Annotated in this window: 15 protein-coding genes; 9 read left to right on the top strand and 6 right to left on the bottom strand. The window is 71.7% G+C overall.

The features are described 5' to 3' along the window. The first annotated feature begins 41 nt into the window (after positions 1-41). Positions 42-434, top strand: a complete 393-nt coding sequence (locus OHT74_RS02370; protein ID WP_328619125.1) for a hypothetical protein — start codon at positions 42-44, stop codon at positions 432-434. Between the two features lie 85 nt (positions 435-519). Then, entirely contained in the window at positions 520-744 is a 225-nt protein-coding gene (locus OHT74_RS02365) for a hypothetical protein (protein WP_266660097.1), read from the top strand. A 35-nt stretch (positions 745-779) separates the two neighbouring features. On the opposite strand, the gene OHT74_RS02360 is transcribed toward OHT74_RS02365, so the two are convergent. Then, positions 780-1,724, bottom strand: a complete 945-nt coding sequence (locus OHT74_RS02360; protein ID WP_328619124.1) for a nucleoside hydrolase — start codon at positions 1,722-1,724, stop codon at positions 780-782. Positions 1,725-1,903: 179 nt separating this feature from the next. Here OHT74_RS02360 and OHT74_RS02355 point away from each other — a divergent pair, with 179 nt between their 5' ends. The 3 genes from OHT74_RS02355 (at position 1,904) to OHT74_RS02345 (ending at position 4,506) form a co-directional block, all read left to right on the top strand. Beyond that, a complete protein-coding gene (locus tag OHT74_RS02355) occupies positions 1,904-2,605 on the top strand; it encodes a ribonuclease H family protein (RefSeq protein ID WP_328619123.1) in 702 nt (233 codons plus the stop codon). A 229-nt stretch (positions 2,606-2,834) separates the two neighbouring features. After that, positions 2,835-4,208: a ferredoxin reductase family protein gene (locus OHT74_RS02350; RefSeq protein ID WP_328619122.1), complete on the top strand. Its 1,374-nt coding sequence runs from the start codon at positions 2,835-2,837 to the stop codon at positions 4,206-4,208. Positions 4,209-4,275: 67 nt separating this feature from the next. After that, positions 4,276-4,506, top strand: coding sequence for a hypothetical protein (locus OHT74_RS02345; protein WP_328619121.1), 231 nt, complete (start codon positions 4,276-4,278; stop codon positions 4,504-4,506). A 22-nt stretch (positions 4,507-4,528) separates the two neighbouring features. On the opposite strand, the gene OHT74_RS02340 is transcribed toward OHT74_RS02345, so the two are convergent. Further along, positions 4,529-5,650 carry a PI-PLC domain-containing protein gene (locus OHT74_RS02340; protein ID WP_328619120.1) on the bottom strand — a complete coding sequence of 374 codons (1,122 nt, stop codon included), beginning with the start codon at positions 5,648-5,650 and terminating at the stop codon, positions 4,529-4,531. Positions 5,651-5,858: 208 nt separating this feature from the next. Here OHT74_RS02340 and OHT74_RS02335 point away from each other — a divergent pair, with 208 nt between their 5' ends. Next, on the top strand, positions 5,859-7,100 hold the full coding sequence (locus OHT74_RS02335; protein WP_328619119.1) for an MFS transporter: 1,242 nt from the start codon (positions 5,859-5,861) through the stop codon (positions 7,098-7,100). 77 nt (positions 7,101-7,177) lie between these two features. Beyond that, positions 7,178-7,732, top strand: a complete 555-nt coding sequence (locus tag OHT74_RS02330; protein WP_266660083.1) for a hemerythrin domain-containing protein — start codon at positions 7,178-7,180, stop codon at positions 7,730-7,732. 57 nt (positions 7,733-7,789) lie between these two features. On the opposite strand, the gene OHT74_RS02325 is transcribed toward OHT74_RS02330, so the two are convergent. Both OHT74_RS02325 and OHT74_RS02320 read right to left on the bottom strand, forming a co-directional pair. Further along, positions 7,790-9,349 carry a DUF4139 domain-containing protein gene (locus OHT74_RS02325; RefSeq protein ID WP_328619118.1) on the bottom strand — a complete coding sequence of 520 codons (1,560 nt, stop codon included), beginning with the start codon at positions 9,347-9,349 and terminating at the stop codon, positions 7,790-7,792. Between the two features lie 6 nt (positions 9,350-9,355). Continuing rightward, complete coding sequence (locus OHT74_RS02320) at positions 9,356-11,497, bottom strand: DUF4139 domain-containing protein (protein WP_328619117.1); 2,142 nt, start codon at positions 11,495-11,497, stop codon at positions 9,356-9,358. Positions 11,498-11,966: 469 nt separating this feature from the next. On the opposite strand from OHT74_RS02320, the gene OHT74_RS02315 reads away from it, so the two are divergent. Beyond that, a complete protein-coding gene (locus OHT74_RS02315; RefSeq protein ID WP_328619116.1) occupies positions 11,967-12,647 on the top strand; it encodes a hypothetical protein in 681 nt (226 codons plus the stop codon). 168 nt (positions 12,648-12,815) lie between these two features. Here OHT74_RS02315 and OHT74_RS02310 read toward each other — a convergent pair whose 3' ends face one another. Together OHT74_RS02310 and OHT74_RS02305 are read right to left on the bottom strand one after the other, a co-directional pair. Then, positions 12,816-13,484 carry a DNA alkylation repair protein gene (locus tag OHT74_RS02310; RefSeq protein ID WP_328623239.1) on the bottom strand — a complete coding sequence of 223 codons (669 nt, stop codon included), beginning with the start codon at positions 13,482-13,484 and terminating at the stop codon, positions 12,816-12,818. Positions 13,485-13,761: 277 nt separating this feature from the next. Next, on the bottom strand, positions 13,762-14,667 hold the full coding sequence (locus OHT74_RS02305) for a hypothetical protein (protein WP_328619115.1): 906 nt from the start codon (positions 14,665-14,667) through the stop codon (positions 13,762-13,764). 350 nt (positions 14,668-15,017) lie between these two features. Here OHT74_RS02305 and OHT74_RS02300 point away from each other — a divergent pair, with 350 nt between their 5' ends. Next, entirely contained in the window at positions 15,018-15,944 is a 927-nt protein-coding gene (locus OHT74_RS02300; RefSeq protein WP_328619114.1) for a hypothetical protein, read from the top strand. Positions 15,945-15,994: the final 50 nt, after the last annotated feature.

Below are 15,994 nucleotides of genomic sequence, written 5' to 3'. Positions count from 1 at the left end.
TGTCAACTTCGGCCTGCACCGATCTGAGAGACGAAGAATCAATGACGCTGAAAGAAGGCCAGCGGGTGAAGCTGGCCGCGGACACCAGGCTGACCGATTGGGTTGCGATGACGGGGGAGTCCGCGACGTCATCGGAGGCCGTCGTCGGGTCCGTGTATCTGGCAGCAGGCACCGAGGGCACCGTCGAGCGGGTGGTCGAGCACCACCATCAGAGTCACGAGGCTCGCGAGTACGAGCGGCTCAAGTCGCTTCTCGACACCTTCGGCCACGAAATGCCCACGGAAAGCAGGCGGCAGCTCGAAGAGCAGGTCGGCGCCCTGGAACCTGCGTGGATCGCCTACGAGGAGCAGCGGCACCGCGTGACCGTCCGCGTCCGCCTCGACCTCGGGTTCATCCTCGACGACACCCGCGAGGACGTCTTCACGCCCGCCTGACCAACCCCGCCCGCATCGCACCGCCGTGGGCGTCCCCTTCACGCAACCCGTGTCGATGCCGGAGCAGTTGTGAGACGCTCGCAGGGTGAGTGATGTCAGGTGCACGTACTGTGGGACCGTCGGCCTCGAGCCCGGATTCGTCGAGGACTCCGGCGAAGGGTCGCGAGGCTACGCCCGTTGGATCGTAGGGCCGTTGGAGCGTGGCCTGTTCGGCGGCGCGAAGCGGTTGGGGCGGCCCCGCCGCCAGATCGATGCCTACCGCTGCCCGAAGTGCGGCCACCTGGAGCTCTTCGCCACCGAGCCCGTCTGACGGCCGAGCCCATGTCGTGACGACTTCCGGACCGGTCAGGCCGTACGGTCGCCGAGAGCCGTCACGGCGGCGACCATCCGGTCCCAGAACAGGCCGGTTTCCAGGGTGAGCGCCACCTGCGCGTTCACCGGTCGGTCCATGTACCGGTGCAGATCCACGACGGTGGCGCCCCGTGTGTACCGGCCCTGCAGCTCGACGACGACGTTCGCATCCACGCAGTGCACGATGCCCGGATCGATCACCCGGGCGACCGCGACCGGATCGTGCAACGGCGGGTCCTGGAACCCCCACAGCGTGCGGTAGGTGGACGCGAAGAACGTCAGCAGCTCGGCGCAGACCTGCCCCAGGTCGGTGCCCAGGCGCTCGAAGCGGGCGACGATCTCGGGCGTGGCGAGCGCTTGGTGCGTGACGTTCAGGCCGCACATGGTGAGCGGAACACCGCTGCGGAAGACGATGTCCGCGGCTTCCGGGTCTGCCTGGATGTTGAACTCGGCGGCCGGGGTCCGGTTGCCCCGCTCCGTCGAGCCGCCCATGAGGACGATCTCCCGGATGCGGGAGGCGGCATCGGGATGACGGGTCAGCAGCAGGGCGATGTTGGTCAACGGCGCCGTCGGGACGAGGGTGACCGGCTCCGGGTGCCGGGTCAGGATCCGGTACACGAGGTCCACCGCGTGCTCGGCGACCACGTCCACGGTGGGTTCGGGGAAGCTCGGCCCGTCGAGACCGGACACGCCGTGCACGTCGTCCGCCACCTTCAGCGCCTGGACCAGCGGCCGGGCGCAGCCGGCTGCGATGGGCACATCGGTGATGCCCGCGACCGTGCAGACCCGGCGCGCGTTCAGTGTGGTTTTCGCGAGCGTCTGATTGCCTGCGACCGTGGTGATGGCCAGCAGGTCGACTGCGGGGTCACCCGCCGCAAGCATGATCGCGAGGGCGTCGTCGTGTCCGGGGTCGCAGTCGATGATGATCGGTACGGGCACACGCTCTCCTGCCGGGCGGCGCTGACCCGGCCCATTGTGCCGCTCCGGCACCCCCGTGGCCAGGAGGCTTTCGGACCGGCTGCGGGGAATTCCTCGTCGACGCATCCGGTCGGCACGCTCACCGTGCCGTCCCTACGAGCCGAATTCGCGGCGGGGCGGCGGTGGTGCATGATCGGGGGATGTCTGATCGCATCATTGCCGCCTGTGACGGCGCGGCCAAGGGAAACCCCGGACCGGCCGGCTGGGCGTGGGTCGTCGCCGACACACAGGGCCGACCGGAACGCTGGGAGGCCGGCCCGCTGGGCCGGGCCACCAACAACGTGGGCGAGCTCACCGCCCTCCAGCGGCTGCTGGAGTCCCTGGCCCCGGGGACCGCAGTCGAGGTCCGTATGGACTCCCAGTACGCCATGAAGGCGGTCACCCAATGGCTCCCGGCCTGGAAGCGCAACGGGTGGAAGACCGCGGCGGGCAAACCCGTGGCCAACCGGGAGCTCGTCGAGCAGATCGACGCGCTGCTGGCCGAGCGGGATGTGGAATTCCGCTATGTTCCGGCCCACCGTGAGGACGGCGACCACTTGAATGCGATCGCCGACCAGGCCGCCAGCGACGCCGCCGTCACCCAGCAGGCGGCCGGCACGGCACTCGGCAGCGCGTCGATGCCGGTGCCCGCTCCCGCCCGCACGTCCACGTCGCGCTCAAAGCCTGCAGCCGGAGCCGCAGCCGGAGCCGGAGCCAAGAAGCCCACCCGCAGCCGGGGCTCCATCAAGGCGAAGTTCCCCGGCAGCTGCCCCTGCGGAACGTCGTACGCGGTCGGCGACATGATCACCAAGCTCGACAGCCGCTGGGGGCACCCGGGCTGCGCCAGTGCCGTACAAGCGTAAAAAATTGCCCAAAACGCGCGTCCGCGTGTGGTAGGCAGGCACTCTCCACGCGTCTGTACTGCAGGAATGCAAAGCCGAAACGGCGAGTGCGAAAAGCTGTCGGCGAGTCGACCGGGGACATCCATATCCCTCAGGAGCGGACATATCGCTCCTATCGTCGTCCGTGACGGAAGTCATCACCGTTGCTTGACGCGAGCGAGTTTGCACATAGTTGCCGAGTGAAACGGACTTGGCATGGCTCTCCCGCGCGCCCTCCCGGCCCCTCGGCCGCCGCCGGCCCCGGCGCGGGCCGGCGCAGATGAAGACCGCGCCCGAGCGGCTGCGCGCCGGCCTGGCCGGAGGGGCGGCCGCCGTCACCCTGCTGTGGGCCGTGCAGGTGCATCCGTCCGCCCGCCCCGACGAACTCATCGGGGCGGCCGCACACCTCACCGGTCTCCTCGCGGGTTACGGGATCCTCGCCATGCTCTTCCTGATGGCACGCGTGCCCGCGGTCGAGCACGGGGTGGGCGCCGACCGCCTCGCCCGCTGGCACGCCTTCGGTGGCCGGTGGGTTCTGGTCCTGTGCGGCGCCCACGGGCTGTTCGCCCTCGTCGTGTACGCCCTGCGCACCGGGACCGACCTGCTGACCGCCACCGGGGCCCTGTTCCGGTATCCGGCCGTCGCCGCCGCGTTCGCGGGAGCCGCCTTGCTGGCAGGTGTGGGCCTGTGCTCTGCCCGGGCTGTCCGCCGCCGGGTCTCGCACGAGGCCTGGCGCGGCATCCACCTCCTCACCTACCTCGCCGCCGCGCTCGGCTTCGTCCACCAGCTCGCCGGCCCCGACGTCGCCGTCACCGCCCTCACCGCCTGGTTCTGGGCCCTGCTGCACACCGTCGTCGGCGTAGTGCTCGCCTGGTACCGCGGAATCGTCCCGGTCCGTCAGGCCCTGCGGCACGGGCTGCGCGTCGCCACCGTCGAAGGGGAAGGCCCCGGCGTGGTCTCCGTCACCGTCCGAGGAGGCCGGCTCCGCGAACTCCGGGCCGAGCCCGGTCAGTTCTTCCGCTGGCGGTTCCTGACCGGTGGCCTGTGGCACACCGCCCTGCCGTTCTCGCTCTCCGCGCCCGCCCGCGACGACCGCCTCCGCATCACCGTGAAGGCGCTCGGCGGGCACTCACGGCGCGTGCGCGGGCTCCGGCCCGGCACCAGAGTCCTTGCGACCGGCCCGTTCGGTGCGCTCACCGAGCGGCGGCGCACCCGCCCCAAGGTGTTGCTGATCGCCGGCGGCATCGGGATCACTCCGATGCGCGCCCTCTTCGAGTCCCTGCCCGCGGGCCCCGGCGACCTGACTCTGCTCTACCGGGCGGGTGACGCCGACCAGCTGGTCCTGCGCGATGAGCTGGAGGCCATCGCCGCCGACCGGCAGGCCGCACTGCACTACCTGGTGGGCCGCTCCGACGCCGCGTACGACCCGCTCGCGCCCCAGGCGCTGCGTGCGCTCGTTCCCGACCTGTCCGACCGTGACGTCTACCTCTGCGGGCCTCCCGGCATGGCCGATGCGACCACTGCGGCACTGATCAGGGCAGGCGTCCCCGCCGCGCGCATCCACACGGAGTGCTTCACCTACTGAGCCCACTGCATCCGCTGAACCACTGCATCCACTGAACCCACTGGACCTACCGAGGACCCGATCCGCGATGAACCGGTACCCCGCACTCCAGGAGCCCCTCCAGCAGGGCGACACCGCCCCGCATCCGCGGGCCCGCCGGGCGACCGCCCGGCACCGGAAGAGCCCGCGCTCCAGGTGGCTCGTCGCCGGGCTCGCCCTGGCCAGCGTGCTGACCGCCACGGTCATCACGGCGACCGTCGACCCGGCCGCGCCGGCCCCGGCACCGGGCGGAAAGCCGAGCCTGCAGTCCGAGCACTGACCGTCTGCTCCATCACCGGTGCTCAGGGGCTCCCGTTGAGCTCCGCCACGATCGAGGCGGGTGTGTGACCGCTGCCGTCCGACAGCCGGTGGAAGTCGACCGAGACGTAGTTCGGGCTGCGGCCCCCGGTCGCGGTCCGGCACTGCTCGGCGATGCGGCTGCGCAGCTTGGCGCCGTTGTCCAGAGCCGCCGTGAGGACGGTGGGCACGTTGCGGTGGTGGCTCATCGTGAACAGCCGCCGGAATCCGGGCTCCTGGCGGTCCAGGGGCACATCGGGCCAGCGGGTGACGCACGCGAGGTCGTTGCCCATGTCCCCGAGGCTCCAGTAGTTGCTCACCGTCCAGGACTTGTCGTACATGACGCCCAGATGCTCACGGTCGGACCGGTCGGAGAAGATCAGCAGGCGCTTGCCCGCGGTGACGAGGTCCGCCACCTTCGGCCATCCGTTCTGCCGTACGCCCCAGTCGTCGGGCCGGAACAGCAGCTCGGGCAGCCCCCTGACCCGGCCGAGGGACTGCCCCAGCTGGTCGGCGCCGACGTAGTCCTCGAGGAAGACGGTCACGACCTCCTGCGGATGGGAGGCGAGGAAGTCCACCACGGTCTGCATCGTGCCCTGGAAGGACTGCCGCGGCAGGGCGTACGTGGCGCCGGCGAAGGTCTTGCAGTCGCCGTGGCACAGGTAGACGTCGCTGGGGTAGCAGTCGCTGCCGAAGCTGATGACGCACAGCCAGGTGCTGCGCTCGTACCAGTGCGTGTCCAGGCTCAGGCCGCGGACGCCGTTGTCGAGCTGGGCGCGCACCGACTCGGCCTGGTTCACCGAACTCCAGCGGGAGTCGTCGTAGTTGGTGAAGGCGTTGTGGGTGGTCAGGAAGGCGGCCTCGTCGAGGCGGCGGTCGCCCCAGCGGGCGGCCGCCGCCTCGGCCGCACGCGTACCGGGGGAGACCGAGAGGGCGGAGGAGGTTCCGGCCGGGGCCGAGGCGGACGCTGCGGTTGCCGCGCCCAGGAGGGCCAGCAGGAGGAGGCAGACGAAGCTGCGTCGGCCGGTCCTTCTCGCGAGCGCGGCGGGGGCGGTCCGCGAGCCGGGCGCCGGTGCGCTGCGAAGGCGCCCGTGGGACCACATTCGGAGCGTGTCCATGTCAACCATGCGCAGGAGGGTAGCGCGCGGGCCGTCGATCCGCTGCCCCGCGGACGCCGACCCGCCCGTACATCGTCCACCGCTCCCGCGGGATCCGGCCGCACAGCACTCAACGGGGGCAATAGCCTCCCTGGTGGCAGAGCCGGGCCGACTGCTAGAATGATCGCGTTGGCCTTCGGCGCCGCACCCGACGGGTGTGTGTCCGGAGGCTTTTTTCATGCCTTCTGACCTTTCCAAGCCCGCCGCCCCTCCCGCCACCGGCTACCTCGCCCTCCTCCGCAACAGAGAGTTCGCCGGCCTGTATGCGAGCTTCACCCTGACCGTCGCCGCGAACACCTTGTCGGGCTTTGCGCTCGGCACGCTGGTCCATCACCGCACCGGATCGCCGTTCCTGACAGCCGTGAGCATGTACGGCGCCACATTCGCGACGGTGCTCGGCGCCCTGACGCTCATGTCGGTCGCCGACGGAAGCCGACCTCGCCGGACCCTCGTCACGCTCCAGTGCGCCGCGCTGGTGGGCGTTGCCGCGCAGGCGGTGCCAGGGCTGCCGCTGGCCGCCCGGTTCGGCCTACTCCTGGTCCTGGGGTTCTTCCAATCCCTGGGGACCGGAACGCGGATGGGACTGCTCGCCGAAGCCGTGCCGACCGCCACGTATGCGCTGGCACGTTCCCTGATGAACATCACCTCCGGCGGCATGGCCGTCCTCGGCTACGCCGTCGGGGCCGTACTGCTGCGCTACCTGAGCCCGCAACAGGTCTTCGTCATCGCCGCCGTCCTGACCGGACTCGGCCTGGGCGTCGTGGCCACGACCGTCAGGGAACGCTCGATCCGGCTGACCCGACGACCCGGACTGCGCCAGACCTGGGCGACGAACACCGCGCTCTTCTCGGACACGGGCCGGCGAGCACTCCTGGTGAACCTGTGGGTCCCGAACGGCCTGATCGTCGGCTGCGAGGCCCTGTTCATCTCGTACGCACCGGATCACGCGGGTGCCTTCCTGGCCGCCGGATCAGCCGGCATGCTCCTCGGAGACCTGGCTGTCGGGCGACTGCTGACCACCGACCGGCGACGCCGCTACGCCTTCGCCCTGAGACTGCTGCTCGCCGCTCCGTTCGTACTGTTCGCCGTCCACCCGCCCGTGCCGGTGTTGATGGCCGCGGTGTTCCTTTCCAGTGCGGGGTTCGCCGCCACCCTGCCGCTCCAGGAGCAGCTTCTCGCCTTGACCCCGGACGCGGTCCGCGGCCAGGTTCAGGGCGTCGAGTCCGCCGGCCGGATGACGTGGCAGGGCATCGGAGCCGCGATCGCCGGCGGGCTCGCCCAGCACTTCACCCCCGGTACGGTGATCGCTGCTCTGGCTGCGGTCTCCGTTGCCGTCACCGTCTCTTCCCGGCCCTGCCTGGCGCGTGCCCGCGCTGTCCGCGTCGGCCCGGCAGACCGATCGGCTCCGCCGTCCCGTTAGGGCTGCGTCTTCCCGGGTACGCGCGCAGCGACCGGCGCGCACCGCCTGGTCGAGGCCGATCGGGAAGGAACCACGGTATGCGACACGCACTGGACATCATCGCCGAACTGACCGTCGACCACCGCGAGGTGGACGGGCTGTTCGTCAGGATCGAGCACACGACCCCGGCGGGCGAGCGGCAGAAGGCGGCCGAACTGCTGACCATCGAACTGGTCCGGCACCAGGTGGCGGAGGAGGAACACCTCTACCCGGCGGTCCGGGAGCATTTCCCGGACGGCGACCTCATCGCGGACAAGGAACTGGCCGACCATGCCCGTGTCGAGAAGCTGCTGAAGGACCTCGAGGGACTGGACGCGGCGGGACCGGAGTTCGACCGGGTGCTCGCCGTGCTGAAGGCGGAGGTCATCGCCCATGTGCACGACGAGGAGGACAACCTGTTTCCCCGGCTCCGCCATGCATGCTCCCCGGACGCCCTGGACAAGTTGGGCGACAAGGTGCGGCGGGCCAAGAGGTTCGCGCCGACCCGGCCCCACCCCGGCGCCCTCGCCTCGAGGCCGCACAGCCGGCTGCTGTCCGCCGGCACCGGACTGGTCGACCGGGCACGGGACTTCGCCACCGGGCGCGGCGAATAGGCCCCGGATCGCAGCCGCCGGCCGTCGAGGTTCAGCGGCGCAGACCCCCCTCGGTCCTCAGATCCCGGCGACCTTGGCGCTCGCCGACAGCTCGTAGACCAGGGTGACCGTGCGACGGCCGCCGGGTGGGAGCGCGACGTCCCAGCGGACGATGCCTTCGGCGTCGACCACGTCGGGCGCCGGCGAGCAGGCCTCCTTGCGCAGGCGTACCTCCACCGCCGAGACCTCGGAAACCGGGATCCGCTCCCGGAGGGCGACCACCCGTTCGCCCTGCTCCCCGGGAGCGGAGAACCGGGACAGGTGCAGCTGAACCGTGCGCGTGACCACGGTCCGCTGCGTGATTGCGGCGGTGGCGCGGGACTCCTCGGCATGCCGGACCACCCTGTGGTCGTCGCAGCTGCCGAAGGCGAGCTCGACCGGGGCACCGGGAGCGGTGAAGTCCAGCGTGCCGCGGCCGCTGAACCCACTGCTGCGGACCAGGTCCACGGGACCGGCGAGCAGCGCATGGCCGGACCGGTTGGCGAACCGCGCCACCTGGGTGACCAGCGGGGACAGTTCGGCTGAGCAGGCGTACTCGCTGCTCGCGGCCGTGGTGAAGGCAGACACCGGCACACGGTGCGCGCGGCCGTCCCCGGGCACGGAGACCGGTGCGGGGACGCTCAGCACCCGCGCTTCGCCGCCGTCGTCCACCCCCGGCAGGCCGAGCACCGGCGCCGGACCGAGATCCCCGATCTCCTCCTCGCGCAGCTCGACGTCGACCGTGCGGCGCTCCGCGGCGGAGCGGTCCTTGAGTGTCAGCCGGTCCTCGCCCAGCCGCGGTGGATCGGTCGCCGACGCCGACCGGGCCGTCGACAACGTCAGCCGTACGTCCGACCAGTCCTCGCCGGTGCGCTGCCAGACCATCGCGTCGGTCTCCAGCGCCAGGGAGTCCCCTTCGAGCACGGCCCGGTAGGCGGGCCGCCACAGCGCACACGGGGTGAGGTGGCTCAGGAGCAGCCCGACCGGCCCGGCGGCCGCGGCCTCCACGGTCAGCTCGACATGGCCGACCAGCTCGGCGGGCTCCTCCCCGGCGAGGGCCATGGCCCGCTGGACCGCCCCGAGTTCGGCATCGAGCGTGCCCAGCCGCGCCTGCGCGGCACGGAGTTGCTCACCGCACGCGTCGCGCTCGGCGTCCACCCGGTCCAGTTCCCCGGCCCAGCGCGGCCCCTCGGTCTGTCCGGAGCCGGCGCCTTCGCCGATCTCCCGCAGGAGATCGGCGGCGAGACGGCCGAGCACGTCGAGGCGGGAATGCAGCCGATCGCGGCGCTGCTCCAGGACGAGCCGCTCCTCTTCGAGGGTGTGCACGCTCTGGCTCAGGGCGGAGTCGTCGGTGGACGGCAGCGGCCCGCGCGGTGTCCAGGTGCGGACGATCCGTACGTCGAGCACGGTCGCGGGGTGATCGGCGGTCAGCTCGGCGTGGAGGGTACGGTCGACTGCCAGCGCAGTGACCGGCCCGAGGCGCAGCCGCTGGACGCCGGCCTGAAGGTCGAGCACGATGGCACGCTCGATGTGGGCGCGGTCCTCCAGGCAGGTGACGGCGGTGACGGGAAGGGCGATCGGCTTCGGGGCCGTGGACATGGTGTGTCAGCTCCTGCGGTTGCCGTCAACCAGGGCCTTGCCGGCCGGGATGCGGATCTCGTAGCCCCCGTCGAGGGCGGCGGTGGCACCGACGGGCAGGTCCACCCGCCAGACGCGGGTGCCCGGGGCGTGGTGCTCCGGCCCTGCACCGGCCTCGGGTGTCGTCCAGTCGGCCCGCTCCTCGATCCGGACGTCCGGTTCCGTGGTGACGGGCACCCGTTCGCGGACCTCGACGGTGACGGGCCGCGCGAGCCGGTTGGCCAGCTCCACGTGGACGCGGTGGTTGAGCACGGTGGTGTTGTTGCGCAGGCCCGACGTCGACTCGTGCAGGTTCGTACGACGGGTGACCCGGATGCCCTCGGCCGGCCCGAGCCCCACCCGGCGGACACCACCGGGGGCGAGCGTGGGCAGTGCGGCGGTCAGCAGGAATTCGCCGTCGACGGTGACCTCCACCGGGCCGGCCAGCAGGGCCTGGTCGGTGGCATTGGAGAGCAGCAGTGTCGCGTACACGGTCGGCTCGACGGACGGAACGCAGAGGTACTCGGTACGCAGCCCGACCGGGATCTCACCGACGGTGACGGTGTGCCAGGTGCCGTCCGACGGGATGTCGGCGCGGGCGGCGGCATCGAAGCGGTGGTCGAAGGAACCTGCCGATCTGCGGGGACGCACGGCGTGCCCGGGCAGCGGCAGCCCGGCCACCGCTTCGGCGCGGCGGCGGTACTCGGCCGCCTCCGGGTCGAAGGGAGAGCCGGGGAACAGCCTCCCTCGGCGACCGCCCTGCTCGTCGGGGCCGCACAGGACGAGGGCGGCGTAGTCGAGTTCGGCACCGCTCGGCTGCGGCGGACCGGCCGGCGGCGGAGGCTGCGGTGGCGGGGCCCCTCCGGGAGCCGCGGGAGCCGGCGGAGCCATGGCGGCGGGGGCCGCGCCGAAGCCGCCGCCGGCCGGCCTGCCGGCCGTACGGGAGCGGCCCGGCTGCGCGGGGGCGGGCATGGCGGCGCCGAAAACCGCCGGCGCTGCGCCGTCCACACCGCCAGGGACCGGGAGCGCGCCGGCCGCCGCGCCGTAGCCCTGCGGCGCCTGGGGCATCGGCACCGACGGCGGTGGGGGCGGTGGTGGTACGGGACCGGATGCGGAACCGACCCGGACAGCCGCGGGTGCCGGGCGCGGGGCCGCCGGGGCCGGGCGCGGGCCGGCCGCCTCGTACCCGGCGAACAGGTCGGCGAGCCCCGCCGGAGGCTCGCGCCAGCCGGACGGTGCGGGGGCGGGCTGACGGCGTCCGATCCGCATCGAGCGGAGCCTCGGCAGGTCGGTGCGGCGCTGTAGGTCGGCGGTGGCCAGGGCGATGCGTACGCCGGTCCAGTCCTCGCCGGTGCGCTGGGCGACCGAGGCGCGCAGGACCAGGCGGCCGGTGCCATCACCCTGACGGTGGGTGAGACGGTAGGCGGGCACCCAGACGGCGCCGGGCACGGCGTATTCGAGCTCCAGCTCCAGCTTCAGCTCCGCGTCCGTGTCCGTGTCCGCGTCCGTCTCGGACTCCGCGCCTCCGATGGTGTCGAGGGTCAGGACCGCGGAGACCGTGGTCTCCACGTGCGCTGACGGTGCGTCGGTGGAGGCGCGGGCGAATGTGTCCGCGGCGACGGCGAGCTCGTGCTCGACGCGGCGCAGTGCTTCCTCCAGCTCGACGAGGCGGGCGTGCAGTTGTGTCAGCCGCTCCTCGACGAAATCGGCGAGCCCCAGCCACGCGTCGACGGGCGTGCGGCGGTGCGGGTCATCGCGCCTGCGGGGCGGCGGAACCGGGTGCAGAGCCCTGACCTCCTCGATCAGGCCCAGTTGCCGGTCCCGGCGTCCCTGCGCGGCCGCCCGGTCGTCCCGCAACCGCACGACCTCGCGGCGCAACGCGTCGGGTGCACCGGTGCCGAGCGGCCCGGCCTCGACCTCCACCCGGGCCTCGGTGACGCGCACCCCGGAGGCGCCCAGGACCCGGACGCGCAGCGAACCCGGGTCCAGCGAGCGGGGCAGCCCCGTCACCCGCAGCCGGCCGTTCGCGGGCACGCTGCCCCGGACCAGTCGGCGGCAGACCGCGCCCTGCGCGTACACCACGACCGAATCGAGGGTCGAACTCCATGTCTGTGGTGTCTCAGCCGTCATGTACTCCGCCCCCTTGCTGCGCCCGTGCTGAGCGAAGCCTACGCCCGCCCGGTCCGCCCATCGTGTCGAGGCCCGATGCCGGGGACCGTCGTACGGTCAGGCCACACGTGGAACAGACCCACAAGACCCCTCCCCGAACCGGACGGTGTCCACGGCCTCGTGGTTCCCCACCACGGCAGCCACCTCCATCACCCGCGTGCACCCCACCTCCACCGCGGCACGCGAGCGAAGCACCGCACGATGAGTTGCACACACACGCCACGAACCCCGCACGAGCGAACACCCGAACTGACCTGCGGGAACTGGACGCTCGTCAACCGCGCCGAGGGACGGACACCTGCTTCCCCTGACGCCCTGCTCCACCGCGCCTCGTCCCCAACAGGTGAGTATCCGGTATCGCTCAAACCCACACACCTCACAGGTGACCTGGGTAGAGTCCGCAGGCAACACCTTCTATCGAGGAGCCCCCATGACCGCGCAGGAGCCCACTCTCAAGTCCCAGTACGCCGAAAAGGTCACCGCCGACCTCGCGCTGAACACCGCCGAGCAGGAGCGGATCCGCAAGGAGATCGCGTCCCTGCAGGAGAACCTGACCGGTCTGGAGCAGGACCACGAACTCCTCGTCGGGATGCGGGCGGCCATCGGCGACACCCCGACTGCGGTGCCCGCCCCGCGCACCGGCAAGAAGACCGCGACGTCGGCGAGGAAGCCGGCGGCGGCGAAGAGCGCAACCACCGCCGACACGAAGAAGGCCACCGCCAAGAAGGCGACGGCCGTGAAGGCTGTGGCGAAGAAGCCTGCGGCGAAGAAGCCTGCGGCGAAGAAGCCCGTGGCGGAGAAGGCGGCTGCGGCCAAGGAGAAGCCGGTCCCGCTGACGGAGCTCATCCACCAGCACCTGAGCGGTCAGGCTGAGCCGAAGACGGCCCGCGAGATCGCCCAGGCCCTGACCACCGCGCACCCGGACCGCAACCTCAGCGACAACCTCGTGCGCACGACCACCGAGCGTCTGGTGGCCCGCAGCATGGCGGAGCGCGCCAAGCAGGGCTCCACCGTCTACTACACGGCGATCCAGCACAACACCCCGGCCGCCGAGGCCCCGGCCGCCGTACCGGCCCAGACCGAGAACGCACCGGTGGCAACCACCGCCTGACCGGTCCCTGGGTGGCCCGTGCTGCACACACCACCACTCGGGCAACAGAATGCGTCAGTGTGGCGTCTGGCCGTCTGTGTCGCCCCCGCATGCCGTGGCGCCGGCCGCCACCGTGAGGTGACGGCCGGCGCGGGTCTGTGGTGTGCCGGGGTGTCGGGCCCCTACCCATCAAGCCTGCGTCTTGTCCTGCTGTCGGCGCACGAGCTCGGTGATCCAGATGGGTGCGAACGGAGACGTGCAGCCAGGGGAGGTCGGGTAGTCCTTGAGCACCTCCAGGCGCTCACCGATGTCGATCGCCCGGGCGCGGTGCTCGGCGTGGTCGATCCCGATCTCGGACAGGCAGTGGTTCATCGCCCACTGCAGGCGATCCGGGGCGTCCTTCATCTCCGCCTCGATGACGTCGAGCAGTCCTGTGAGGTCGAGGCCCTCGGGCTTCTTCGCCACACGTTCGGTGGTCAGGGCCCAGCCGGCACTGGCGACCACTGGATCCAGATCGGCGAACCAGGCTACGCGCAGCTCTTCGGAGTGCGGGTTCTTCTTCACCACGTAGTTCACGAGCCAGTCGTGCACCTTGGGTGTGCGCGCCTGGCGCACCATGGTGTCCAACTCGTCCCGCTCGAACGCCTTCGGGCGGCAGATCAGGATGGCCAGCAGTTTCGCCGCGGTGTCATCCGTCTCCCAGAGCCCGCACGCGAGTTCTTGCTGCGTCTTCAGCCGCTTCGCGAGCGCGCGCAGCTTGCCGAGGTTCACACCGTGATCGTCACCGTGTTTCTCGTTCACCTCGCGCGCCTTCGGGTCCTCGAGCGCGGCCAGCTCGGCCAACACCTCGGCCACCATCGTCTCGGCCACCCCAGCGCCTCCTGTCCATCACGTGCGAGATTCAGCCTACGACGGAAGCCCGGCGGCAGCCACGGACACGGATTCCCGCCACGTCGGCGATGGTGCGGCCGGTCGCCGGGAGCGACTCAGCCCACAGCAGGCACCTGACGGGTATCGGCGTCCGGCCACCAGCCGGGCGCCGGTACCACCGTCCCGATTCACCTTTTGGCGCCGCGGGTCCGAGGCCTGACGAATTCCCGGCGTTCGGAAGCCGCGTTGTCGAGGGCGACCAGGGTCAGACCCCGCAGAAGGGCATGCTCCGGACGTATCCGCCGAGGTTCTCGTCATCGGTACCGAGGAGCGCGTCGGTGGATCCCGGCAGGCACTCCAGGCCCTCGATCTTGTACTGCGGGAACGTCCCGAGCAGGGTCGGGGACGCCGCGAGCGTGACCCGTACCCGGCCGGTCGGCGATACCGTCACCCGGCCCGCCTCGCTCACCGCCGAGTCGAACGGGCCGTCGTCACTGGCGTCCGCCGCCGAACTCACGATGATCCGCCCGGAGTCGGTCACCGAGATGTCGGAGATGTGTCGCGTCTCGTCGTCGGTCGGATACGTGGCCCGGTAGGCCCGGCGGGTCACGCTGCCGAACTGCGGCTGCCCCCACGGGGCGAACGAGAGGGACGCCGAGTACAGCGTTGCGGGACGCGCCGCACCCGCTCCGCGGTCAGCCCACAGGGCTGCGAGCTTCCCGTTCTGGGCCACGAGCGCCAAGCTCTCGAAGTCGTCGCCCTCCCCGATCACCGGCAGAGGCGCGTAGTCGACGACCGTCGCCGTACCGCCGACGACCTTCAGGCGGTACACGATGCCGCGACCGGCGAGCGCCACGTACTCCTCGGGCATCTGGGGGATGGCTTCGATGGCCTCCAGGCCGACGGGCTCGGGCCCGTCCCACGTGATGGGGGAGATGCCGTCGGAGCCCTCCCAGTGTGTGATCCGGGAGAGGCGCTTGTGGCCGGTCCCCTTGTTGTCGTGCACGACCAGTACGTGCACCCCGGCTCCGTCCGCGGTACGGCTCTCGAACGCGATGCCGCTGACACCGCTACGGGCGTCGCCGCCCACCTTCTGCCACGGGTCGGCCGCACCGGCCGGGGTGGTGCCGAGCAGTGTCAGCAGCGCGGTCGCCGCGGTGAGCCGGGCCATGCGCTGAAACATCGGGAGTTTCACTGGGGGTCGCTCGCCTTCCCTCCGACAGACGCGAGATCACGCGTCGGTCGGCAGGGTATTGATCATGGTCGGTGCGGCTCAATGACGCTTGCGCCAAGTGGGGGAGCGCACGGGAGCGAGGGTCTCACCGGCACAAACGGGCCTGGGGGACCCGCCGTCGGCATCGTCGACGCGGTGGGCGTGGCGGTCATTGCGGCCGATGTCTGTGTCGAATACGTCAGTTCGAGCGTCGATGCCGTTGATCGAACCCGTAGCGTGCGTGGCTGACGCCGCCCGGGCTCCGAAGGTGCCGCCCTGTCCGGGGGCCATTCCACGACAGGAGACCCATGCGTAGCGCACTGCTCAAGCACGGGGTGCGAGCGACGGCCGCAGCCGCGCTCGTCCTCGCCACCTCCCTCGGCGGTCCGGCCGTCGCCGACACTGCAGAGCACGGCGACCCCCAGGGCCAGGCCGGTCTCGGCCTGCGTGCGCCGAGGCCGGTCGACGTGCGGATCACGGCGTCGGGTATCGAGTCGCCGGAGTCCGCGCAGGCGGGCCTCGTGTCCTTCCGCGTCAGGACCGACGACCCGAACGGCCACTTCCTGCAGGCCTTCCGGCCGCACCCCGGTGTGACGGTGGACCAGGTGCTGGCCGACCTCGCCAAGGCCGTCAGCCACCAGCCCGTCCCCACCGCCGAGGGCATATCCGCGGTGCGCGACGAGGCGGAGCTGTTCGGCGGGGCACAGGTCACCCCTTCGGTCTCGGAGACCTTCACCGCTCCGATCACCGCGGGCGAGCTCGTCCTGCTGGACTTCGGCGCCTTCCTCGCAGACCCGGCCCACCCGGTCACTCGCACGCTTCAGCTCCAAGGCCACAGGACATCCGGGAACCCGACCGACTTCGCCGACAGCCTGGTGATCGAACGGGACACCGCGGACGGCCCCCGGTTCGACGTCCACGGCCTGGACCGGGCCGCGGACAGCCTCCTGGTGCACAACTCCTCGGGCGAACTGCACGAGATGGCGGTGCAGCCCGTCGCGCCCGGCACCACCGACGCCCAGATCCAGGCCGTCTTCGACCGCACCGCACCCGGTCCGCTGCCCTTCACCGGGCGGCCCGTCGGCCTCGGCATCCTCTCGCCCGGCCGCTCCGTGCTGCTGGAGACCCGGAACCTGCCCCCGGGCACGTACGTGCTCCTCTGCTTCGTCCCGGACGACAAGACCGGGCTGCCGCATGCGGTCAAGGGCATGCACAAAGTCGTCGTCCTGACCTGACCTGACGCCCGCCCCGCCGGCCCGCCGCCACCCGGACAGCGGCGCCGGCG

This window comes from Streptomyces sp. NBC_00354, assembly GCF_036106915.1.
Lineage (GTDB): Bacteria > Actinomycetota > Actinomycetes > Streptomycetales > Streptomycetaceae > Streptomyces.
This window is presented reverse-complemented; position numbering and strand designations above follow the sequence as displayed.